Source organism: Streptomyces sp. NPDC005483 (assembly GCF_040606035.1).
Lineage (GTDB): Bacteria > Actinomycetota > Actinomycetes > Streptomycetales > Streptomycetaceae > Streptomyces.
The window spans coordinates 1-21,535 of record NZ_JBEXEA010000001.1; the positions used below are offsets into that span (position 1 = coordinate 1).

A 21,535-nucleotide genomic window follows, 5' to 3' on the forward strand; every position below is an offset into this window, starting at 1 on the left:
GTTGTGGGTCTGCGAGCCGGGGTGGGGTGGTGGGCGCGGTCACGTGACCGCGCCCACCACGCCGTCTGCCGGTGCTGTACGGACCGTCGAAGAGTCAGCAGGCAATTCGGTGGGCCCGTTCACGGGCCCTGAACTCCCACGTCAATCCCGGCGGGCGTCACGCTTCGCCCAGTTGCCGTAGATCGTGGCCCCCTGTTCCGACGGCCGCTCATCGTGCCGTACTCCTCGGGGACGGTTGTGCGGACCGCCCCGTCCACCCGGCGCGACGGCGGCGAGTGGACGGGACCACGGCGGTCCGTTCACGGGAGTCTCAGCAGTCCCTGAACTCCGGCGACTGGTTCAGCACCTGCGAGCGCACCGACGTGAAGCGGGCGTACGTCTCGCCGTCCAGGGAGTCCGGGCGGAACGCCGCCACCCGGTGGCAGTTCTGGAAGGCCAGGGCGACACCGAAGTGGCGTTCCAGGCTGCCGCGGATGGCGTCGCTGGCGAGGGCGCGGAGGAGCTGGCCGCGTTCGTTCTCCGACGGGGGAGGGGTCTGGTTGTCGGTGAACTCGGGTGTTCCGCCCTTGAGTTCACCGGCCAGCGAGGCGATCAGCGCGTAGGCGTAGGGGAGGGACGTGCGGACGGTGTCCACGAAGTCCTCCTCGCGGATGTCGCCCTGTTCGGCTTCGGCGAGGAGCTTGGGGGAGACGTCGAGAGACATGTGCTGCGGTTCCTGTCTGTTGGGGGTGGGGGTCAGATGAGGGAGGTCGGGCCCGGTACGAAGTCCGGGTCCACCTGGGAGGTGAGGTCGAGGCTGGTCGCCTCGTTCGCCCAGGAGTGGGCGTTGCGGAGGTGGAACTCGACCGCGTGGCGGTGGAGGGCGGGCCAGTCGCGGGTGTGGGCGTCGACCGTCTCGCGCAGGATGGTCAGGGCGTGCCGGTTGTGCGCCTCCAAGGACTCCAACCCGGCCTCGGCACGGTCCTGTTCGGCGGCGCGCACCCACGGCGACTGGACCAGGTGGGTCAACAGGTCGTCGCCCACGTGCTCCTTGAGGAAGAGCAGGTCGTCCTCGCCGGTCACCTTGTTGCCGATCACGGCGATCCGGATCCCGAACTCCCGTGCGTGGTCCCGGTACTGGCGGTAGACCGACACGCCCTTGCGCGTGGGTTCGGCCACCAGGAAGGTGACGTCGAAGCGCGTGAACAGCCCAGAGGCGAACGCGTCCGTGCCGGCCGTCATGTCGACGACGACGTACTCGCCGGGGCCGTCGACCAGGTGGTTGAGGTACAGCTCCACCCCGCCCAGCTTGGAGTGGTAGCAGGCCACGCCGAGGTCGCTCTCGTCGAACTCGCCCGTCACCATCAGCGGGACGTCGCCCACCCACCGGACGTGTCTGGCATGCAGTTCGTCATCGCCCAGCAGGCGCAGCAGACGTGAACCGCGGCCCGGCGGGGTCGTTTTGATCATCGCCTCGCGGGAGGCGATGCGCGGGTTGGTGCCGCGCAGGAGGTCTTTGATGTCGGCCACGTGCGCACCCAGCGGAGGGGCATTCAGGTCCTCGCCGTCGTGCCCCAGCGCCTCGGCGAGGTGCTGGTTGATGTCTCCGTCCACGGCCAGTACCGGTGCGCCGGAACGTGCCAGATGGCGGGAGAAGAGCGCCGACAGGGTGGTCTTGCCGCTGCCGCCCTTGCCGACGAACGCGATGCGCACTACCGCTCCACCTTTTTGAAAATGGATGTCATGTTGGTAGGTTCTATGGCGCGCGTTCGATCACTGTCAAATCGCCCCCGCGATCAAGCTGGAAGGCTTAATGCATATGATGTGCAAGTGCATAGATACGGCATCAGGGCGGCGGGCCCGGACGACCTCGGCGGTGCGCGAGCCGTGATGCTCGACACCGTCTACCGCGACTTCAAGACCGGGTACGTGCCGCGCTGGCACGGCGACATCATCGACCCGGCCGCCGCCTATCTCGTCCCGCCCCGCCACACGCTCCTCGTCGCCCTCGACCCGGAGGACGGCACCGTCGTGGCCACCGGCGCCCTCGACTCCCGCGGCCCCGCCCACCCGCCGAACCCGCGCGAGCTGGCCCGGCGCTACCCCTCCGGTGAGACCGCACAGCTGCGCCGGATCTACGTCCGCCCCGAGCACCGCAGGCGCGGCCTCGCCCGCCGCCTGGTCGACGAACTGCTCACCTTCGCGGCCGCCGACGGCGGTTACCGCTCCGTCTACCTGCACACCGACCCGGCGGTCCCGGGTGCCGAACCCTTCTGGCGCTCGATCGGCAAGGTCGTGCACGACGAGCGCGAGACCACGGGCGGCGCGAGCGGCGTCGTCCACTTCGAGATACCGATGGGGCGATAGGACAACCATGCGACGCCGTCACCTACTGGGCTCCCTGCTGCTCGCCCCCGTCCTCACCGCCTGCTTCGCCTCCTCGGGCGAGGACTCCGAAAGCACCGCGAACGACGGATCCCGCCTCCGTGTCGCCCTCGCCTTCCCACCCGCCGAGAACCTCTCGCCGTACGGCGCCGACGCCACCCTCCTCAGCCGCCTCGGCGTCACCGAGGGCCTGACCGCCCTCGACGCCAACGGCGCCGCCGCGCCCGCGCTCGCCGAGTCCTGGCGCCGCGAGAACGACCGCACCTGGCTGTTCACCCTGCGCGAGGCCACCTTCCAGGACGGCTCCGAGGTCACGCCGGCCGCGGTCGCCGCCGCCCTCACCCACGCCACCGAGGCCAGGCCCGCCCCGGTCGCCCTGTCCGGCGTCACGCTGACCGCCAAGGCGGCGGGCGACACCGTACGCATCACCACGAAGACGGCCGACCCCGTGCTGCCGCTCCGGCTGTCCAGCCCGAACCTCGCCGTGTTCGCCGCCAAGGCCTACGCCAAAGGCCAAGTGGATCCGGTCGGCACCGCCACCGGCCCCTTCGAGCTGACGAAGGTCACCGGTTCCACCTCCGCCACCCTCGACCGCTTCGACGACTACTGGGGCGGCCGCGCCCAGGCCCCCGGCGTCGACGCCCGCTTCATCGCCGACGGCACCGCGCACGCCAACGCCGTACGCACCGGCCAGGTGGACATCGCCGAGGCGATCCCCGTCGCCCAGGCCGCCACCCTCGACAAGGCCAGCGTCGAGGAGACCGCCACCACCCGCACCACCAGCCTCCAACTCAACACCCATTCCGGCCCGTTCAAGGACCCGAAGCTGCGCGCCGCCGCCCGCGAGGCAGTCGACAGCTCCGCTCTCGTCAAGGGTGTCTTCGAGGGGTACGCCGATCCCGGCGCCGGCATCTACGGGCCGGCCGTGACCTGGGCCGAGGGCAAGCGCGTACCGCCCACCGGGCGCGCGACCGCCGCCGAGCCGAACGGCACCTCCGTCACCCTCGCCACCTACGACAACCGGCCCGAACTGCCCGAGGTCGCCCAGGTGCTCCAACAGCAGCTCCAGAAGGCCGGGTTCAAGGTCACCCTGGTGGTGCGCGAGTACTCGCGGCTCGAAAGCGACGCGCTCGCGGGGAAGTTCGACGCCTTCGTCGGCGCCCGCAACAGTCTCGTCGACACCGGCGACCCCGTCGGCGTCCTCGCCGGCGACTACACCTGCGACGGCGGCTACAACCTCGCCCAGCTGTGCGACAGCAAGGTCGACCGGGCGGTCGCCGAGGCCGACACCGTGACCGGCACCGGCGAGCGGCAGGACGCGGCCATGCGCGCCGAGGCGGCGATCCTCGGCACCGACGCCGTGGTCCCGCTGGCCCACCAGGCGATCATCGCCGGCGTCGCCACCGACGTCCGGGGCGTGCTTCTCGACCCGTACGAGCGCACCCTGGTCGGCACCGGAACGCGACGCTGATCCATGCGAGTGGCTACCTTGCTGTGGCGAGCCGTGCTCGCCGCGTTCCTGGTGTGCGGGATCGGCCTCCTGCCGTGGCTGTCCCGCACCGACCCGGCGCTCACCGTGCTCAAGGCGCGTTCCGCCGACCGCGACCCGACGCCGCGGATACTGGCCGACATCCGGACCCAACTGGACCTGGAACAAGGCCCCTTGCACCTGCTCGGCCAATGGCTCGGCGGGCTGCCCCGCGGGGACGCCGGCCGGTCGTGGCTGAACGGCACGCCGGTCGCCCCGACCATCGTCCAGGCACTCGGGGTGTCCCTGCTGCTGGTCACGGTGGCGCTCGTGATCGCCGCCTTCACCGCCGCCCTGGTGTGCGCCCGCACGCTGTGGCTCGGCGCCCGCCGGCGCCTCGACGGACGGCGGCCCGGGGGCGGCGCCTCGGCGATGCTCGCCGCGCTGCCCGAGTTCCTCACCGCCTCCGTGCTCGCCACCGTCGTCGGCGTCCAGCTCGGCTGGCTGCCCGCCCTCGGCTGGTACGGACCCCGGTGGGCAGTCCTGCCGGCCCTCGCCCTCGGCCTGCCCGCCGGGGCCGTGCTCGGGCGCCTCCTCGACGACCTGCTGCCCGGCGCCTTCGCCGAACCCTGGGCACTGGCCGCGGACGCCCGCGGACTGCCGGGCCGTACCGTCGCCGCCAAGGCGGTCCGCCGCTGCGTCCCCGCGCTGCTGCCCAACCTGGGCCTGTTCGTCGTGGGCCTCACGGCCGGTTCCGTCGCCGTGGAGCAGATCTACGACATCCCGGGCCTCGGCCGCACCACCCTCCAGGCCGCCCTCGCGCAGGACCTGCCCGTGCTCCAGGCAGGCACCCTCGCCCTGCTGCTCCTAGCAGCCACCGCCACCTGGCTCGCGGCCCTCGCCGTCCGCCTCCTGGCCGGCCCGGCGCTGCGCGACGGCTCCCTGGACTCACTGCACCGCCCACGACGGTCCACCCGCAGCACCCTGCCGCTCGTGTACGGCGGCCTCCTGACCGTCGTCGTCGCGCTCGGCCTGCTCCGCGACCCGCTCACCCTGGACACCGGGGCCCGGCTCCAACCCCCTTCGTGGGCACACCCGTTCGGCACCGACGCGCTCGGCCGGGACCTGCTCGCCCGGGTCGGACACGGGGCCCTCGAGACCCTGCTGGTCGCCCTCGCCATCAGCGTCACCGCACTGGTGGTCGGCGTCCTGCTCGGACTGCTGCCCCGGCTGTCCGGGCCGCTCGTCGACACCGTCAACGCCGTACCGCCGGTGCTCGCCGCGCTGCTCGTGACCGCCGTCGCCGGAGGCGGGGCCGCCACGCCCGCGATCGCCGTGGCCACCGTGTCCTGGGCGGCGCTCGCCGCGCACACCTCCTCGCTGCTCCGGCAGGAGCACGCCACCCTGCACCTGACGGCCACCCGAGCTCTGGGCGCGAGCCGCTGGTACCTGCTGCGGTACGAACTGCTGCCCGCCATCCTGCCGCCCGTCACCCGGCACGCCCTGCTGCGGCTGCCCGGCGTAGCGCTGGCCCTCGCCTCCCTCGGCTTCCTCGGCCTCGGCACCCAGCCGCCCTCCCCGGAGTGGGGCCTGCTCCTGGCCGAGAACCAGCCCTACGCCGAACGCGCCCCCTGGGCCGTCCTCGCCCCCGCGGCCGCGCTCGCCCTGCTGGGCGCGCTGGCGGTGAGCACGGCGGGCGGGGTGCGGTGGCCGCGACGGCGCGCGCGGCTTCGTACGACCGCGAAGGGTTCCGAACAGGTCTTGCACGCAAGCGAGTTGGTGGAAGCCGGGTGACGTCCACGTCGGTCGATCTGCCGAGGACCACCGGGCGGCTCTCACCCCTGCTACGGACGCTGATCCTCACCCAACTCGCCTTCAACGTCGGCTTCTTCGCCGTGCTGCCCTTCCTGTCCGAGCACCTGGGGCAGGGCGTCGGGATGGCGGGGTGGCTGGTCGGGTTCGTGCTGGGGCTCAGGACCTTCAGCCAGCAAGGGCTGTTCGTGGTGGGCGGGGCGCTCGCCGACCGTCACGGCATCCGGCCGGTCGTGCTCGCCGGGTGCGTGCTGCGGATCGCCGGGTTCGCCTGGCTCGGGTACGCGGAGCAGACGTGGTCGGTGATCGGGGCCGTCCTGTTGATCGGGTTCGCGGCCGCCCTGTTCTCGCCGGCGGTGGAGTCCGAGGTGGCGCGGCAGGCCGTCCTCCACGAGGAGGCGGGCGGTCAGCGCACCCGCGTGCTCGCGCTGTTCACGGTCGCCGGGCAGGCCGGTGCCTTCGTCGGGCCGTTGCTCGGCGCGCTGCTGCTGTCGGTGGACTTCCGCGCGGTGTGTCTGGCGGGCGCCGGGATCTTCGTGCTCGTGCTCGCCGGGCACGCGTGGATGTTGCCGCAGCACATCGCTGGGCGGCAACGGGTGCGGGTGAAAGGCGGGTTGGGGGCACTGGTACGCAACCGCCGCTTCCTCCCGCTGTGCTGCGCGTACGGCGCCTACCTGCTCGCCTACAACCAGCTCTACCTCGCCCTCCCCGACGAGGTGGAACGCGCGACCGGTTCACAGTCGGCGCTGGCCTGGCTGTTCGCCCTGTCCTCGCTGCTGGTGGTGACCGCGCAGCTTCCCGTGACCCGCTGGGCCGGCTCCAGGCTGTCGCTGCGCCGCTCGATGGTGGCCGGACTGCTGCTGATCGGTGCCGGGTTCGCGGTCGTCGCCGTGTCGCGGCCGGCCCACTGGACCGGTACGGCGGGCCTGTTGCCCTCGGCCGGGTTCGTCGTCCTGCTCACCTTCGGGCAGATGCTCGTCGCGCCGGTGGCCCGGGCCTGGGTCCCCGATCTCGCCGAGGAGGGCCGACTCGGCCTCTACACCGGGGCGCTCTCCTCCGTCTCCGGGCTGATCGTGCTGGTCGGCAGCTCCGTCACCGGTTCACTGCTGGAGGGCGGGCTGCCTGCCGCGGTGCCGTGGCTGGTGCTGGCGATGGTGCCGGTTGCGGCGATCGGGGTGCTGCCGCGGCGACAGAACACTGCCGGCGGGCTCGGGGGCGGGGCGGCGGGGGAGCCTGGTGGAGGGCCCTGCTGCGGAAGTGGTGGGGCTCAGCCGGCGGGCTCGGGTGCTGTGGGGGGAGGGCTCGGTCGGCGGACCTGCGCGCCGTAGCGGTACGGCCTGCCGACGGACTCGGATGCTGTAGCGGTACTGCGTGCCGAAGGACTCCGGAGCCGTAGCGGGACGAACTTGTCAGAGGGCTCGAGTCGCGCTCATAGGAACCGCCGGGGGGTTCCCACGCCACGGCGATAGGGTCCACGCATGGAGACCCAGGAGACCCGGGTGGAGATCGCCCGGAAGGCGGACCAGGAACTGGTCGACGCCTTCGCCCGGATGCTGCCGCAGCTGTCCTCGACGGCCGCGCCCCTCGATGTCACGGCGCTCGACCGGATCCTGGCCTGCGACGTCAACACCATGCTGATCGCCAGGTCGTCGGGCGGGTCGATCGTCGGCACCCTCACCCTCGTGATGTTCCCCGCGCCCGCGGGACTGCGGGCCCGGATCGAGGACGTGATCGTCGACCACGCGGCCCGCGGTCAGGGCATCGCGGGACTGCTGATCCGGGAGGCCATCCGGCTCGCCAGGGAGGCCGGGGCCCGTACCGTCGACCTGACCTCCCGCCCGGACCGGGCGGCGGCCAACCGGCTGTACGAGCGGCAGGGGTTCCGGCAGCGGGAGTCGACGGTGTACCGGGTGCCGCTGAAGGGCTGAGCACCCTCAGGAGGCGACGCCGCGCGGTGCGGACGCCGGGTCCGCCCGGCGCGTGTCCCGGTCGAGGTGCGCCGGTGCCGTCGAGTGGGCGGTGGCCCTGGGTGGCGGCAGCGTGTGGTGCGGGCTCCGGTTTCCCCCTGGGGCGCGTGTCCCGGTTGAGGTGCGCCGGGTGCCGTCGAGTGGGCGGTGGCCCTGGGTGGCGGCAGCGTGTGGTCCGGATGCCGGATTCCCCTGGGGCGGGTGTCCCGGTCGAGGTGCGCCGGGTGCGTCGAGGGGGCGGTGCACCTAGGAGGCGGCAGCCTGCGGTGCAGCCGTCGGGTCCGCCCGGCAGGTGTGCCGGTTGAGGTGCGCCCGGGTGCTGTCGAGTGGGCGGTGGCCCTGGGTGGCGGCAGCGTGTGGTCCGGATGCCGGATTCCCCCGGGGGCGCGTGTCCCGGTCGAGGTGCGCCGGGTGCTTCGAGGGGGCGGTGCACCTAGGAGGCGGCAGCCTGCGGTGCAGCCGTCGGGTCCGCCCGGCAGGTGTGCCGGTTGAGGTGCGCCCGGGTGCTGTCGAGTGGGCGGTGGCCCTGGGTGGCGGCAGCGTGTGGTGCGGGCGCCGGATTCCCCCGGGGGCGCGTGCCCCGGTGGAGGTGCGCCGGGCGCGTCGAGAGGGCGGAGCCCCTCACCGGGTGCCGTCGAGTGGGCGGAGCCGCTCAGGAGGCGACAGCGTGTGGTGTGGACGCCGGTACCAGTTCCAGGAGTTCCTCCACCGCCGCCTGGTCCGCCCGGTGGGTGCGCCACAGCCACAGGATGTCCCGGCCGAACGACCAGACCAGGGTGCCCAGAGCCAGAGCCACTACGCCGAAGGTCGCCGCGTACGGCAGGTACCCGGACGCGGCCACCAGCAGCAGGATCCCCTGGAGCGCGGCCACCGTCTTGCGGGCCATGCTCGGCGGCAGCGGGGCGTTGAGCCAGTTCCAGACGCGGGCCGCGGCGACGAAGCCGTAGCGCATGGCGCCGATCAGCAGCACCCACGGGCCCTGCGACATCGACACGTACACGCTGAGCACCAGGATCAGGAACGCGTCGACCTCCATGTCGAACCGCGCGCCCAGCGGGGTCGAGGTGCCCGTCGCGCGGGCCACCTTGCCGTCGACGCCGTCGAGTATCAGCGCCACCGCCGTCAGGCCGACGAAGAGGGTGACCGGCGGGGAGTCCTGGAAGGAGTCCGCGACCAGTGCCGTGACTCCGCCCACCAGGGTCGCCCGGCCGAGGGTCACCCGGTTGGCGGGTCCGAAGGAGCGCGGCCGGGTGCGGTGCAGTGCCCTGGAGAGCACGGCCCAGGTGGCGACGGCGAAGGCGAGACCGGTCAGCCAGCCCGCCGGCCCCATGCCTATCGCCGTGCCGAGCAGAGCCAGCAACAGGATCTGCAGACCCGCTCCCACCGCGGTCTCCTGCTGGACCAGCCTTGCTTCGTAAGTGTTGTTCAGGGCCACCGCACATTCCTCCGGCCAGATGACAGAGTCGATCAAGGCCGCGTACTGTGCGCGGCCTGTGCACACCTCGGTTACGTGACGAGGTACGTGCACGGGTTGCCGATCGTTCAGGAGGTTCTCGATGAAGGCCGCCGCTCGCGCGTTCTGGCTCCGTTCTCCCGGGGAGGGCGAGATACGGGAGGTTGCCCTCGCGGCCCCCGGCGAGGACGAGGTGCTGGTCCGCTCGCTGTACTCGGGAGTCAGCCGGGGCACGGAGACACTCGTGTTCCGCGGCCAGGTGCCCGAGAGCCAGCACGCCGCCATGCGGGCCCCGTTCCAGGAGGGCGACTTCCCCGGGCCCGTGAAATACGGCTACCTCAGCGTCGGAGTCGTGGAGGAGGGCCCCTCCGCGCTCAAGGGCAGGACCGTGTTCTGTCTGTACCCGCATCAGACGCGGTACGTGGTTCCCGCGAGCGCCGTGACGGTCGTACCGGAGGAGATCCCCGCCCGCCGGGCGGTACTTGCCGGCACCGTCGAGACCGCCGTGAACGCCCTGTGGGACGCGGCCCCCCTGGTCGGCGACCGGATCGCGGTGGTCGGCGGCGGCATGGTCGGCAGCTCGGTCGCCGCGCTCCTGGCCCGCTTCCCCGGCGTACGGGTCCAGTTGGTGGACGCCGACCCGGCCCGTGCCACGACCGCCGAGGCCCTAGGTGTCGGCTTCGCGTCCCCCGCGGACGCCCTCGGCGACTGCGACCTCGTCGTCCACGCCAGCGCCACCGAACAGGGCCTCGCCCGCTCGCTCGAACTCCTCAGCGCCGAGGGCACCGTCCTCGAACTGAGCTGGTACGGCGACCGGAAGGTGAGCCTGCCGCTCGGCGAGGCCTTCCACTCCCGGCGCCTGATCATCCGCAGCAGCCAGGTCGGCACCGTGTCCCCGGCGCGCGGCAACCGCAGCTACGGCGACCGTCTCGCCCTCGCGCTGAAACTGCTCGCCGATCCCGCGCTTGACGCGCTCATCACGGGGGAAAGCGCGTTCGAAGAACTGCCGGAGGTGATGCCGGGGCTGGCCAGTGGGGAGATTGCGGCCCTCTGTCACCTCGTGAGGTACGGCAAGAGCGCCTGACCTGAGAAAAGAGTGAGATTCGACTGAACACGGGGAAGCGGAGAGCCGTACTACACGGCATCCCCCGGCCGGGAATCAGCCGGGGACCAGACGCGCCGCACCTGGAGGGTCGTCCGTTGTTCAGCATCACCGTCCGCGATCACATCATGATCGCCCACAGCTTCAGCGGCGAGGTCTTCGGGCCCGCGCAGCGTCTGCACGGAGCGACGTTCCTGGTGGACGCCACGTTCCGGCGCGAACAGCTGGACGACGACAACATCGTCGTCGACATCGGACTGGCCACCCAGGAACTCGGTGCCGTCGTCAGCGAGTTGAACTACCGCAACCTCGACAACGAACCGGACTTCGCGGGGATCAACACCTCCACGGAGTTCCTGGCGAAGGTCATCGCGGACCGGCTCGCCGAGCGCATCGAGAAGGGTGCGATGGGCGAGGGAGCCAAGGGTCTCGCGGGCCTGACCGTCACCCTGCACGAGTCGCATGTCGCCTGGGCGAGTTACGAGCGTGCCCTGTGACCGACATGACGACCGGGCGGGCGGCCACGCTCGACTACGTGCCCGTACAGCACTCCGCCCTCAAGAAGGCCGAGATCATCCCGATGTCCCTGCGGACCGTGCATTTCGTGATGCCGGGTGGCGTGGACGACCCGACCGCGCCGAGCGGCGGCAACGCCTACGACCGGCGGGTCTGTCTGGACCTGCCCGGCTTCGGCTGGCAGGTCGAGCGGCACGCGGTGGCCGGCAGCTGGCCCCGGCCGGGAGCGGCGGCCCGCACCGAACTGGCCCGCACCCTGCGTGACCTGCCCGAGGGCACCGTCGTCCTGATCGACGGCCTGGTCGCCTGCGGCGTCCCGGAGATCATCGTCCCCGAGACGGAGCGGTTGCATCTCGCCGTCCTCGTCCACCTTCCGCTCGGCGACGAGACGGCACTGGAACCGGGGCTCGCCCTGGAACTGGACGCCAGGGAGCGCGAGGTGCTGCGGGCCGTGCCCGCCGTCATCGCCACCAGCGACTGGGCCGTACGCCGGCTCGTCTCGCACCACGGCCTCGCCCCCGAGCGGGTCCACGTCGCGACCCCGGGCGCCGACATCGCCCCGCTCGCCTCCGGCACCGACGGCCTGTCCCGGCTGCTGTGCGTGGCCGCGGTGACGCCCCGCAAGGGACAGCACCGGCTGATCGAGGCCCTGGCCGGCGCGCAGGACCTGCCGTGGAGCTGTGTGTGCGTCGGCGGGATCACCCAGGATCCCGAGTACGTCGCCCATCTGCGGATGCTCATCAAGAAGTACGGCCTCCAGGACCGCCTGCACCTCGCGGGACCGCAGGCCGGGGCCGAGCTCGACGCCAGCTACAACGCCGCCGACCTGATGGTCCTCACCTCCTACGCCGAGACCTACGGCATGGCGGTCACCGAGGCCCTCGCACGCGGCATCCCGGTGCTGGCCACCGACGTCGGCGGAGTGCCCGAGGCGGTCGGACGCGCCCCCGACGGCGGCGTGCCCGGCATCCTCGTCCCGCCGGAGGACCCCGCCGCCCTCGCCGCCGAACTGCGCGGCTGGTTCGGCGAGGCGGACGTACGCCGCCGCCTGAAGGCGGCTGCCCGGGGGCGGCGCGCCGCCCTGGACGGCTGGGCCACCACGGCCCGCAGCCTGGCCGGAGTACTCGGCCGACTCCCGAGCGAGCCCAGGAGGGCGGCATGAGGAAGACGGCGACCAAGCAGAGCGGGAAGATCCCGGCGCAGCCCGGGCCTCGGGAGGTTCCCTCGATGAAGCCCACTGTCCGTTCCGACGCGGAATCGATCATCCCCGGTGCCGGGCCCAGCGCCCACCCCGGCGAGCGTCCCACCGTACGGCTCAGGGACGCCGGCCCCGACGACGCTCCCCGTTACGCCCCCGAGTGGCTGGAACTGCGGGAGGGGCCGGACGCGGCGGCGCGGGCCGGAGATCTGCTCGACCCGCTGCGGATCCGGCTGGCCAACCTGCCGGGCAAGGCCGGCCTGGTCATCCACGACCTGGGCTGCGGCACCGGCTCGATGGGCCGCTGGCTGGCCTCCCGCCTGGACGGTCCCCAGCACTGGATCCTGCACGACCGGGACCCCTACCTCCTGCACTTCGCGGCCGTCGCCTCCCCGCGCTCCGCCGCCGACGGCAGCCGGGTCACCGTCGAGACACGCCGCGGCGACGTCGGCCTGCTCACCCCGGACGCCCTCGCCGGCGCCTCCCTGGTGACGGCCTCCGCGCTGCTGGACGTCCTCACCCGCGAGGAGATCGACACCCTCGCGGCGGCCTGCACGGGCGCCGGCTGCCCGGCCCTGCTCACCCTCTCCGTGGCCGGCCGGGTCGAACTCAGCCCCGCCGACCCGCTGGACGAGGAGATCGCCGACGCGTTCAACGCCCACCAGCGGCGCGGCGGACTGCTCGGCCCGGACGCCGTCACCGCCGCCTGCGAGGCGTTCTCCGAACGGGGTGCGACGGTACGGCTGCACCCGAGCGCCTGGCGTCTGGGCCCCGCGGAGTCCGCGCTCACCGCGCAGTGGCTGCGCGGCTGGGTCGGCGCGGCCGTCGAGGAGCGCCCCGAACTGAAGGAGCGCGCCGAGCGCTACCTCCAGGACCGTCTGGAGGCCTGCCGCGCGGGCGAGCTGAAGGTCGTCGTGCACCACAGCGACCTGCTGGCGCTGTCCCGGCCGACGGGCGGAGCGTCATGAGCGTGGAGACGGTGCGGCCGGACACCGGGCGCCCAAGCCTGCCCGTCCGGCAGCCCGCGCAGCCGGTCGAGCCACGCGCCCTCTCCCACCGGGCCCGCACCCTCCAGGCCGAAGTGGTCCGGACGCGGGACGAGGTGCTCACCGCGCGCACCGAGGCGCTGGTCGCCCGGGCCCAGATCCTCGAGACGGCCGGACAGCCCGCGGCGGACCTGCGGGACGCCGCCGTCTCCCGGGACCGGATCGGCGTGATCGTGACCGAGGCCCGGCCCCGCCCCGCTCAGGCCCCCCGGTGGCGCACCGCCCTGCGCTCGGTCCTCAACTCCCGAGCCCTGCGCACCCACTTCGGCACCGTCGCCGGTGTCACCATCCTCGCTCTCCTGCTGTGGCGCCTCGGCACCGGCGTCTTCCTGGACGGACTGCGCCGCATCGACGCCGTCGCCCTGCTGGCGGCGCTCGCGATCGGCGTGCTGACCACCGTGTTCAGTGCCTGGCGCTGGCAGCTGGTGGCCCGCGGGCTGCGCATCGGGCTGCCGCTCGGCGCGGCTGTGGCCGACTACTACCGGGCCCTGTTCCTGAACGCGGCGCTGCCCGGCGGCGTGCTCGGCGACGTGCACCGCGCGGTGCGGCACGGGCAGAGCGCCGGCAACATGGGCCGCGGAGTACGGGCGGTCGTCCTCGAACGGGTCGCCGGTCAGGTCGCGTTGGCGGTCGTCGGCGGCGCGGTGCTGCTCACCCTGCCGTCGCCGGTGCTGGCCGAGGCCCGCCACCTCGCCCCCGTCGTCGGCCTCGCCGCCCTCGGCGCGCTCGCCGTCGTCGTGGCCCTGCGGATGAACCGGGCCCCCGCCTCCCGCCGGGGACGGGTCCTGCGCGCGACCCTCGGTGAGGCACGCGAGGCACTGCTGTCACGCCGCAACTGGCCCGGCGTCACGCTCTCCTCGGCCGTCGTGCTCGCCGGCCACCTCGGGATGTTCGTGCTCGCCGCCCGCATCGCGGGCTCCGACGCCTCCGTCGCCGTACTGCTGCCGCTGGCCGTGCTCGCCCTGCTCGCCATGGGACTGCCCCTGAACATCGGCGGGTTCGGCCCCCGGGAGGGCGTCACCGCCTGGGCGTTCGCCGCCATGGGCCTCGGTGCCGGCACCGGCCTCGCGACCGCGATCGTCTACGGCGTCCTCAGCTTCGTGGCGAGCCTGCCGGGCGCCCTCGTCCTGGTCGCCCGCTGGTACCAGGGTCTGCGGCGCCCGGCAAAGCCCTACTCGGCGACGTCGCCGGATGCGGTCAGCATCGAGAAATACGTCCCGAAGGATGCCGCGAGGCTCTCCAGCAACGCTTTCCCTTTTTCCGCCGAGCCCAGCGAAGGGCGCCCGATGACACCGGAATCGGTGTAACCGGACATACCGAGGGTGAGGAGATGACGACGGTCGTCCGCGACGAAATCGGAGGTCTCGTAACCGGGGCGGAGGCATTCCGGGTGCGTGTGCAGAAGAATGGAGGTCTCGATTTCACCCGCGTGCATGTCGGTGAGCAGCGAGGTGACGACTCCCGCCTCCGTACGGGCGGCCTCCCAGTCCTCCGCGGCAGGGAAGAGCGCCATCCGCGCCCCCTCGGCGGAGGCCTCCTGGACGACGTTGCCCAGCACGTAGTTGCCCCCGTGCCCGTTGACCACGACCAGCGCCTCGACGCCCGAGCGGCGCAGCGAGGCGGCAATGTCCCGCACCACCGCGTGAAGGGTGACGGAGGAGATGCTGACGGTGCCCGGCCAGGCCGAGTGCTCGTGCGAGCAGGAGATCGTCACCGGCGGGAGGAGGTGCACCGGGTACGCCGCGGCGATCTCCCGCGCGACGGCACAGGCGACCAGGGTGTCGGTCGCCAGGGGAAGGTACGAGCCGTGTTGTTCGAAGCTCCCGACCGGAAGGACGGCGACCTGTGTTGAGACGCCCGCCCCCCGCGTCCGTACGTCTTCCGTAGTGTCCGTCGGCAACAGACCGTACGCCGTCGACCGTATTCCCGAATCGCTCATCTTTTCACGGCCTTTCGTCTCTGCTTAGGAAACAGATCATGACAGATAACGTTGGCGTCCTCGGCAAGAAGGCACCACAGCGCACCGGCGTGGAACGTGTGGTCAATGCCCCGCTGCCCACCGTGTACGGGAAATTCCAGGCGGTCGGCTATCTCGATCACGATCGCGGTGACGAACAAGTCGCCCTGGTCTACGGTGACATCGGTTCGGACGACGTCCTCGTGCGGCTGCATTCCGAGTGCCTGACCGGTGACGCGTTCGGCTCCCAGCACTGCGAGTGCGGCGATCAGCTCGATGCCGCGCTGCGGGCCGTGGTCAAGGAGGGCAGCGGCATCGTCGTCTACCTGCGGGGCCACGAGGGCCGGGGCATCGGGCTGCTCGCCAAGCTGCGGGCGATGGCGCTGCAGGCGGAGGGCCTGGACACCGTCGAGGCGAACCTCGCGCTCGGCCTTCCGGTGGACTCCCGGGACTACGGCGTCGCCGCCGGGATCTTCCACGACCTGGGCGTGAACTCGGTCCGTCTGATGTCCAACAACCCGCGCAAGCGCGAGGCGCTGGAGCGGCACGGCATCGAGGTCACCGAGACGGTGCCGCTGCTGATCACGCCGTGCGAGAGCAACATCACCTATCTGCGCACCAAGCGGGAGCGACTGGACCACGTCCTGCCCCATCTGGACGCGGTGGCCCACCTGTCCTGACCGCCGGTCGGATTCCGGGAGGGCGGATCCGGACAGGAAGAGGGAATGACCGACGACGTCCTCTTCCTCTCCGGACAACAGGCGACGCCCCTGCCGTGGTGCCGGTGACGGGCCGCCTGGCCGCCGCGGCGACGACCCTGAGCACGCCCGGCGGCACCCACTCGGCCGTCCTGGGTTCACGCGCCCAGGGCCCGGCCCGGGTGCGGGGCTTGGAATCCGTACGGCTCCGGAGCCGTACGACACGCGACCGCGCCGCCGGAACGCCGGTGGACCACGGCCTCCCCGCCGAGGCGGTGCCCGACGCCCCTGCGGACCCGGCCTGCACACCGGGCGCGACACCGGTGATGCGCGGGAGGTCCTTCGGGCCCGCCCATCGGGAGATGCACACCGGCGTCCACGACCCGGTGACCGCGGCGCGGCACGCCGGGCCCGTCGCGGACGTGCTCCGGACGGGGCTGCCGGGCGATCTCGCCGGCCTGGGCGACGTACCGACCGGACGAGCCGCGGCCTGGCCCGGGGTGCGGGCGGTCAAGGGGGTGCGCCGGTGAGTACGCGCACGGCCGGTGTCGTCGTCATCGGCGGCGGTGTCATGGGTACGAGCATCGCCCGCCACCTGGCTCGCGCGGGCGTACGCGACGTGGTGCTCGTCGAGCGCGACGAGCTCGGCTCCGGTTCCACCTCGAAGGCGGCGGGCGGGGTGCGGGCGCAGTTCTCCGACGAGCTCAACATCCGGCTCGGGGCGCGCAGCCTGGAGGCGTTCGGCCGCTTCGAGGAGGAGACCGGGCAGGACATCGGGCTGCATCGGGTCGGCTACCTCTTCCTGCTGTCGACGCCGGAGGAGGTCACCTCCTTCGAGGAGAGCGTGCGGCTGCAGAACTCCCTCGGCGTGCCGAGCCGCATGATCGACCCGGCCGAGGCACGCGCACTCTCCCCGCTGATCACCACCGACGGACTGCTCGCCGCCGCCTTCTCACCCGAGGACGGCCATTGCACCCCGGAGTCCGTCGTCCACGGCTACGCGGCCGACGCCCGCCGCCACGGCGCGACGATCCTGCGGCACACCGAGGTCACCGGCATCGAACTGCGCGGCGACGACATCACGGCCGTCGTGACGACCAGGGGCCGGATCGCCACCGGCACGGTGATCTGCGCGGCCGGCGCCTGGTCGCGGGCGGTCGGCGCGATGGCCGGCGTGGATCTGCCGGTCGAGCCGCTGCGCCGCCAGATCGCGGTCACCGAACCGGTCCAGGGACTGCCGCCCGACCTCCCCATGACCATCGACTTCACCACCAGCCTCTACTTCCACTCCGAGGGCCCCGGCCTCCTGCTCGGCATGTCCGACCCCGACGAGAGGCCCGGCTTCGACACCGCCACGCACGACCGCTGGATCCCCCGCCTGGCCGACGCCATGCAGCACCGCGCCCCCGTCCTCCTCGACCTGCGCCGCACCGGCGGCTGGGCCGGCCTCTACGAGATCACCCCGGACCACAACGCCCTGATCGGCGAGGCCACTTCGGTCTCCCGCTTCCTGTACGCGACCGGCTTCTCCGGCCACGGATTCCTCCAGGGCCCGGCCGTCGGCGAGGTCGTCCGTGACCTGTACCTGGGCCGCGTACCCTTCGTGGACATCAGCCCGCTCAGCGCCGGCCGGTTCGCGGCCGACGCCCTGCGTCCGGAGGCCAACCGCGTATGACCGAGCTCCATCTGTGGCTGCGCCACGAGGTCCGTTCCACCGAGCGACGCACGCCCCTCGTGCCGTCCGACGCCCGGCGGCTCGTCGAAAGCGGCGTGACGCTGACCGTCGAGGAGTCCCCACAGCGGATCTTCCCGATCGAGCGGTACGAGGCGGTGGGCTGCGGTGTCGCGCCGGCGGGTTCGTGGGTCTCCCGGGCGCCGGAGGACGCCGTGGTCGTAGGCCTGAAGGAACTCCCCGACGAGCCTGCCGCCTTGAAGCACCGGCACGTGTTCTTCGGGCACGCCTACAAGGAGCAGCCGGGCGCCCTGGAACTGCTGCGCCGGTTCGCCGCCGGGGGAGGGGCCCTCCTCGACCTGGAGTACCTGGTCGACGACCACGGCCGCAGGCTCGCCGCGTTCGGATACTGGGCCGGTTACCTGGGTGCGGCCCTGGCCGTGCTCCAGCACCGGGGCAGGCTCACCGCGCCCCTCACGCCCACCTCGCAGGAGGAACTGGAGGAGGCGCTGCGGCCGGTCGCCGGGGACGAAGAGTTCACGGCGCTGGTGATCGGAGCCCTGGGCCGCAGCGGGCGGGGTGCCCGCGTCGCCCTCCGGGCCGCCGGGGTCGAGCCGACCTGCTGGGACCTCGACGAGACCCGGAACCTGGACCGCCCGGCCCTGCTCGCCCACGACGTGCTGGTGAACTGCGTCCTCGCGACCAGCCCGATCCCGCCCTTCGTCCGCGAGGCGGACCTGGAAGACCCGGCCCGCCGCCTGCGCACCCTCTCCGACGTCACCTGCGACGTCGGCTCGCCCCTGAACGTCCTGCCGGTCTACGACCGCGTCACCGAGTGGGCCGAGCCCGTCCGGCGGCTGCACAAGGAACCCCCGCTCGACCTGATCGCCATCGACAACCTGCCGTCCCTGCTCCCGGAGGAGTCCAGCGTCGGCTTCTCGGGGTCGCTGCTGCCCCTGCTGCTGGAGTTCGGGGTCGGCGGACCGTGGGGGCGCTGCCTGGACCGGTTCCACCAGGCGTGCCGTGAACTCGGTGTCGACGAAGGGGAGTTCCGCCGTGACTGACCTGGTTCCCGCGACCGGCACCGTCCACTGGATCGGCGCCGGGCTCTCCACCGGCAGCGGTCTGGCCGAACTGTGCGACACGGCCGACCGCGTGATGCTGTGGCACCGCACCGAGGAGCGCGCGGAAGAGGCGCTCGAAGCGCTGGGGCTCAACGGACGGGCCGCGCCCCGCGCCTACACGCTGTCCGCGCTCGCGGCCGAACTGGCACCCGGGGACGTCGTCGTGTCGATGCTGCCCGCCCCCGAGCACGCCGCGATCCTCGCCGTCTGCGTCCACGAGAGCGCCCACTTCGCCTGCTCCAGCTATGTGTCCGACGCCGTCCTCGAACAGGTCCCGCAGGCGCACCAGGCCGGGATCGTCGTCCTCACCGAGGCCGGCCTCGACCCGGGCATCGACCACCTCTTCGCGCACAGCCTCGTCGCCAGGGCCCGCGAGGCGATCGGCGACGCGACACCGGCCTCGTACGGACTCACCTCCTACTGCGGCGGTGTCCCCGCCCTCCCGAACGACTTCAGGTACCGCTTCAGCTGGGCCCCGCTCGGAGTCCTGAACGCCCTGCGCTCGCCCGCCCGTTACATCGACCAGGGCACCCCGACCACCGCCGACCGCCCCTGGGAGGCGACCCGGCGCCATGTCGTGGACGGCGAGACCTTCGAGGCCTACCCCAACCGCGACAGCCTCCCCTTCGTCGAGCAGTACGGACTGCCCGCCGCCTGGAGACCGCGGACCTTCGTGCGCGGCACGCTGCGTCTGGACGGCTGGCTGCGGGCCTGGGAGCCGGTCTTCGAGGAGCTGAGGACCGGTGACGACACCCGGATCGCCGCCCTGGCCCAGGAGCTGGCGGCCAGGTACCCGACGACGGACGCCGACCGCGACCGGGTCGTCCTCGCCGTCTCCCTCGACGTGCGCGCGGAGGACGGCCGCACCTGGTCCGGCGGCTATCTGCTCGACCTGGTGGGAGACGAGGAGGACAGCGCCATGGCCCGCTGCGTCTCCCGGACCCTCGCTCTCGGCGTCGCCCACATCCTGGACGGCTCCCTGCCCGCGGGCCTGAACCGGGCGGCGGAGACGGCGGCCCGGTCCGAGCGGTGGCTGGGCGAACTCGCCCGCGACGGCGTCCACTTCACGCTCCGGGTCGATCACTAGCGACCCGGCCTTGCTAGTCCACGACCGCCTCGTGGACCAGCCGCTTGAGGTCGGGAAAGAGCTTCAGCGTCTTCGGCCGTACCTGGGTGAAGAACTGCACGGTCAGATCACGGACCGGGTCGACCCAGAAGGTGGTGGACGCCGCCCCGCTCCAGCCGTAGGTACCGAGGGTCGTGGGTGCCAGGGTGCGGGCGGGGTCGATCACCACGGAGACGCCGAGGCCGAAGCCGACGCCGTCGTTGCCGGGTTCGTCGTGGGCCGGTTTGGTGCCGAACGCGCGCAGGTCGGCGCCGCCCGGCAGGTGGTTGGAGGTCATCAGGTCCACCGACTCGGCGGACAGCAGGCGGGTGCCGTCCAGTTCGCCGCGGCGGCGCAGCAACTCCGCGAAGCGGTGGACGTCGTACGCCGACGCCGCCATGCCGCCGCTGCCGGACAGCAGGCGGGGGCGGCCCCGCAGTGGCAGTCCGGGGACCGGCTCGATGGTGCCGTCGTCCTTCTCGCCGTACAACTCCGAGAGCCTGTCGGCCTGTTCGTCCGTCACCCAGAACCCGGCGTCGGTCATCCCGAGGGGGCCGAAGACGCGCTCGGCGAAGAAGGCGTCGAGGCTTTGACCGGACGCGATCTCGATGACCCGGCCCAGGACGTTGGAGGCGACCGAGTAGTTCCACTGGGTGCCCGGCTCGAACTGGAGCGGCAGGCTCGCGTACACGGCGACCGTCTCGGCGAGGTCCGAGCCCGGCAGCACGGACGACTCGAGACCGGCCTCGCGGTAGAGGGCGTCGACCGGGTGGGAGTGGTAGAAGGCGAAGGTCAGGCCCGCGGTGTGGGTCATCAGATGCCGGACCAGGATCGGACCGTCCGCCGGGCGGGTCGTGAGACCGTCGCCGGTACCGTCCACGTAGACCCGGGGCTCCGCGAACGCCGGCAGATACTCGGCGACCGGGTCGTCCAGCGACAGCCGGCCCTCCTCCACCAGGATCAGGGCGGCGACCGCGGTGACCGGCTTGGTCATCGAGTAGATCCGCCACAGCGTGTCGGCCTCGACCGGCAGGTCGGCCGCGAGGTCACGCCGGCCGTGTGCGGTGAGGTGGGCGACGCGTCCGCCGCGGGCGACGGACACCAGGAAGCCGGGCATCCGGCCCTCGTCGACGTAGTGGGCGAAATGCTGGTCGAGGCGGTCCAGTGCCTTCGCGTCCAGTCCCACCTCAGCGGGATCCACCTCTTGCCGAAGCTGTGCCATCGCTCTCCTCCGTCGCGTCCGTCGAGGTGCGGACCGACATACCCCGTCCGGACCACCTCAGACATCATCTTCGCTCAGGAAACCGCGACGAGCTGCGGGTCGGCCGGGATTCGGCGGTCGCGGGAATGCCGGGCGCGGCCGGGCCCGTTGACCGTGGTATGACTCAGGACGCGACGCAGGACGCACTGCTACGGCTGCTCTCCCAGAGCCACGGCGGGGTGCTGGTCACCCTCAAGCGCGACGGCCGCCCCCAGCTGTCGAACGTCAGCCACGCCTACTACCCCGACGAGCGGATCGTCCGGGTCTCCCTCACCGACGACCGCGCCAAGACCCGTAACCTGCGCCGGGATCCCCGTGCCTCCTACCACGTGACGACTTCCGACCGGTGGGCGTACACGGTCGCCGAGGGCAGGGCGGATCTCACCCCCGTGGCGAAGGACCCGCACGACGACACGGTCGACGAACTCGTCCGCCTGTACCGGGACGTGCAGGGCGAACATCCCGACTGGGACGACTACCGGGCGGCGATGGTGCGGGACCGGCGGCTGGTGCTGCGGTTGCGGGTGGAGCGGGCGTACGGGATTCCCACCGGGACGGATCGCGGCTGACCGACGCGACGGCGGCCCGGTCCGACCGACCGAGTGCGGGACACCGCCCGGACCCGGCGTGCCTGCCCCGACCACCGCGCCCGTCAGGGCCTTTGGCAAGGCGGTGGCCGACTGCGGTGCCGGCGCGGGCGCGGGTGTTCGGGCCCGGTTGGTGGCCGTTCGTGATGGCGGGGGGTTCACTGGTCGACCCCGGCGCGCTGCTGGTCCTGGGCGCGGCGGAACG

The 21,535-nt window shown here is 72.7% G+C and carries 20 protein-coding genes and 1 pseudogene; 16 read left to right on the forward strand and 5 right to left on the reverse strand.

The features are described from left to right. Nucleotides 1–310 precede the first annotated feature (310 nt). Nucleotides 311–703 carry an SCO5389 family protein gene (locus ABZT06_RS00005; protein WP_355732374.1) on the reverse strand — a complete coding sequence of 131 codons (393 nt, stop codon included), beginning with the start codon at nucleotides 701–703 and terminating at the stop codon, nucleotides 311–313. Between the two features lie 32 nt (nucleotides 704–735). Then, on the reverse strand, nucleotides 736–1,692 hold the full coding sequence (locus ABZT06_RS00010; protein WP_355732377.1) for an adenylyl-sulfate kinase: 957 nt from the start codon (nucleotides 1,690–1,692) through the stop codon (nucleotides 736–738). Between the two features lie 117 nt (nucleotides 1,693–1,809). On the opposite strand from ABZT06_RS00010, the gene ABZT06_RS00015 reads away from it, so the two are divergent. From ABZT06_RS00015 to ABZT06_RS00035, 5 genes are all read left to right on the forward strand, one after another. Then, entirely contained in the window at nucleotides 1,810–2,346 is a 537-nt protein-coding gene (locus ABZT06_RS00015; protein ID WP_355732379.1) for a GNAT family N-acetyltransferase, read from the forward strand. A 7-nt stretch (nucleotides 2,347–2,353) separates the two neighbouring features. Next, on the forward strand, nucleotides 2,354–3,835 hold the full coding sequence (locus tag ABZT06_RS00020; RefSeq protein WP_355732382.1) for an ABC transporter substrate-binding protein: 1,482 nt from the start codon (nucleotides 2,354–2,356) through the stop codon (nucleotides 3,833–3,835). A 3-nt stretch (nucleotides 3,836–3,838) separates the two neighbouring features. Beyond that, nucleotides 3,839–5,626 carry an ABC transporter permease subunit gene (locus tag ABZT06_RS00025; RefSeq protein WP_355732384.1) on the forward strand — a complete coding sequence of 596 codons (1,788 nt, stop codon included), beginning with the start codon at nucleotides 3,839–3,841 and terminating at the stop codon, nucleotides 5,624–5,626. Beyond that, nucleotides 5,623–6,972, forward strand: a complete 1,350-nt coding sequence (locus ABZT06_RS00030; RefSeq protein WP_355732387.1) for an MFS transporter — start codon at nucleotides 5,623–5,625, stop codon at nucleotides 6,970–6,972. Before ABZT06_RS00025 ends, ABZT06_RS00030 begins: the two co-directional genes overlap by 4 nt. Nucleotides 6,973–7,122: 150 nt before the next feature. After that, a complete protein-coding gene (locus tag ABZT06_RS00035) occupies nucleotides 7,123–7,572 on the forward strand; it encodes a GNAT family N-acetyltransferase (RefSeq protein WP_355732390.1) in 450 nt (149 codons plus the stop codon). A 691-nt stretch (nucleotides 7,573–8,263) separates the two neighbouring features. Here ABZT06_RS00035 and ABZT06_RS00040 read toward each other — a convergent pair. Next, a complete protein-coding gene (locus tag ABZT06_RS00040) occupies nucleotides 8,264–9,046 on the reverse strand; it encodes a CDP-alcohol phosphatidyltransferase family protein (RefSeq protein WP_355732393.1) in 783 nt (260 codons plus the stop codon). Between the two features lie 121 nt (nucleotides 9,047–9,167). On the opposite strand from ABZT06_RS00040, the gene ABZT06_RS00045 reads away from it, so the two are divergent. The 5 genes and pseudogenes from ABZT06_RS00045 to ABZT06_RS00065 all read left to right on the forward strand — a co-directional run. Beyond that, nucleotides 9,168–10,148: a zinc-binding alcohol dehydrogenase gene (locus ABZT06_RS00045; RefSeq protein WP_355732396.1), complete on the forward strand. Its 981-nt coding sequence runs from the start codon at nucleotides 9,168–9,170 to the stop codon at nucleotides 10,146–10,148. Between the two features lie 116 nt (nucleotides 10,149–10,264). Beyond that, nucleotides 10,265–10,663 carry a 6-carboxytetrahydropterin synthase gene (locus tag ABZT06_RS00050; RefSeq protein ID WP_355732399.1) on the forward strand — a complete coding sequence of 133 codons (399 nt, stop codon included), beginning with the start codon at nucleotides 10,265–10,267 and terminating at the stop codon, nucleotides 10,661–10,663. Continuing rightward, a complete protein-coding gene (locus ABZT06_RS00055) occupies nucleotides 10,660–11,844 on the forward strand; it encodes a glycosyltransferase family 4 protein (RefSeq protein WP_355732402.1) in 1,185 nt (394 codons plus the stop codon). The genes ABZT06_RS00050 and ABZT06_RS00055 overlap by 4 nt, the downstream gene beginning before the upstream one ends. Continuing rightward, the gene (locus ABZT06_RS00060; RefSeq protein ID WP_355732404.1) at nucleotides 11,841–12,848 is read left to right on the forward strand and encodes a class I SAM-dependent methyltransferase; all 1,008 of its coding nucleotides are present in this window, start codon (nucleotides 11,841–11,843) and stop codon (nucleotides 12,846–12,848) included. The genes ABZT06_RS00055 and ABZT06_RS00060 overlap by 4 nt, the downstream gene beginning before the upstream one ends. Then, a pseudogene (locus ABZT06_RS00065) lies at nucleotides 12,845–13,984 on the forward strand (lysylphosphatidylglycerol synthase transmembrane domain-containing protein); the annotation flags it as partial. The gene ABZT06_RS00060 and the pseudogene ABZT06_RS00065, both read left to right, overlap by 4 nt. 113 nt (nucleotides 13,985–14,097) lie before the next feature. Here ABZT06_RS00065 and ABZT06_RS00070 read toward each other — a convergent pair. After that, the gene (locus ABZT06_RS00070; protein WP_355732407.1) at nucleotides 14,098–14,865 is read right to left on the reverse strand and encodes a creatininase family protein; all 768 of its coding nucleotides are present in this window, start codon (nucleotides 14,863–14,865) and stop codon (nucleotides 14,098–14,100) included. Between the two features lie 38 nt (nucleotides 14,866–14,903). Here ABZT06_RS00070 and ribA point away from each other — a divergent pair, with 38 nt between their 5' ends. The 5 genes from ribA (at nucleotide 14,904) to ABZT06_RS00095 (ending at nucleotide 19,464) form a co-directional block, all read left to right on the forward strand. Further along, nucleotides 14,904–15,563 (forward strand): GTP cyclohydrolase II, encoded by a 660-nt coding sequence (ribA, locus tag ABZT06_RS00075; protein ID WP_355732410.1) that lies wholly within the window; start codon nucleotides 14,904–14,906, stop codon nucleotides 15,561–15,563. Between the two features lie 104 nt (nucleotides 15,564–15,667). Beyond that, a complete protein-coding gene (locus tag ABZT06_RS00080) occupies nucleotides 15,668–16,111 on the forward strand; it encodes a hypothetical protein (RefSeq protein ID WP_355732413.1) in 444 nt (147 codons plus the stop codon). Then, a complete protein-coding gene (locus ABZT06_RS00085) occupies nucleotides 16,108–17,256 on the forward strand; it encodes an FAD-binding oxidoreductase (protein WP_355732416.1) in 1,149 nt (382 codons plus the stop codon). The genes ABZT06_RS00080 and ABZT06_RS00085 overlap by 4 nt, the downstream gene beginning before the upstream one ends. Further along, nucleotides 17,253–18,317, forward strand: a complete 1,065-nt coding sequence (locus ABZT06_RS00090) for a saccharopine dehydrogenase (RefSeq protein ID WP_355732419.1) — start codon at nucleotides 17,253–17,255, stop codon at nucleotides 18,315–18,317. Before ABZT06_RS00085 ends, ABZT06_RS00090 begins: the two co-directional genes overlap by 4 nt. Next, nucleotides 18,310–19,464 carry a saccharopine dehydrogenase family protein gene (locus ABZT06_RS00095; RefSeq protein WP_355732422.1) on the forward strand — a complete coding sequence of 385 codons (1,155 nt, stop codon included), beginning with the start codon at nucleotides 18,310–18,312 and terminating at the stop codon, nucleotides 19,462–19,464. Before ABZT06_RS00090 ends, ABZT06_RS00095 begins: the two co-directional genes overlap by 8 nt. Before the next feature lie 13 nt (nucleotides 19,465–19,477). Here the strand turns inward: ABZT06_RS00095 and ABZT06_RS00100 are convergent, their stop codons facing one another. Beyond that, complete coding sequence (locus ABZT06_RS00100; RefSeq protein ID WP_355732424.1) at nucleotides 19,478–20,704, reverse strand: serine hydrolase domain-containing protein; 1,227 nt, start codon at nucleotides 20,702–20,704, stop codon at nucleotides 19,478–19,480. A gap of 158 nt (nucleotides 20,705–20,862) precedes the next feature. Between ABZT06_RS00100 and ABZT06_RS00105 the strand changes: the two genes are divergently transcribed. After that, nucleotides 20,863–21,312, forward strand: coding sequence for a PPOX class F420-dependent oxidoreductase (locus ABZT06_RS00105; RefSeq protein ID WP_355732427.1), 450 nt, complete (start codon nucleotides 20,863–20,865; stop codon nucleotides 21,310–21,312). Nucleotides 21,313–21,535: the final 223 nt, after the last annotated feature.

Bases quoted from the DNA above. Each gene is read 5' to 3' on its own strand.
- ABZT06_RS00005 (WP_355732374.1), bottom strand. From the start codon at position 703: ATGTCTCTCGACGTCTCCCCCAAGCTCCTCGCCGAAGCCGAACAGGGC.
- ABZT06_RS00020 (WP_355732382.1), top strand. From the start codon at position 2,354: ATGCGACGCCGTCACCTACTGGGCTCCCTGCTGCTCGCCCCCGTCCTC.
- ABZT06_RS00025 (WP_355732384.1), top strand. From the start codon at position 3,839: ATGCGAGTGGCTACCTTGCTGTGGCGAGCCGTGCTCGCCGCGTTCCTG.
- ABZT06_RS00035 (WP_355732390.1), top strand. From the start codon at position 7,123: ATGGAGACCCAGGAGACCCGGGTGGAGATCGCCCGGAAGGCGGACCAG.
- ABZT06_RS00045 (WP_355732396.1), top strand. From the start codon at position 9,168: ATGAAGGCCGCCGCTCGCGCGTTCTGGCTCCGTTCTCCCGGGGAGGGC.
- ABZT06_RS00060 (WP_355732404.1), top strand. From the start codon at position 11,841: ATGAGGAAGACGGCGACCAAGCAGAGCGGGAAGATCCCGGCGCAGCCC.
- ABZT06_RS00070 (WP_355732407.1), bottom strand. From the start codon at position 14,865: ATGAGCGATTCGGGAATACGGTCGACGGCGTACGGTCTGTTGCCGACG.
- ribA (WP_355732410.1), top strand. From the start codon at position 14,904: ATGACAGATAACGTTGGCGTCCTCGGCAAGAAGGCACCACAGCGCACC.
- ABZT06_RS00090 (WP_355732419.1), top strand. From the start codon at position 17,253: ATGACCGAGCTCCATCTGTGGCTGCGCCACGAGGTCCGTTCCACCGAG.
- ABZT06_RS00100 (WP_355732424.1), bottom strand. From the start codon at position 20,704: ATGGCACAGCTTCGGCAAGAGGTGGATCCCGCTGAGGTGGGACTGGAC.
- ABZT06_RS00105 (WP_355732427.1), top strand. From the start codon at position 20,863: ATGACTCAGGACGCGACGCAGGACGCACTGCTACGGCTGCTCTCCCAG.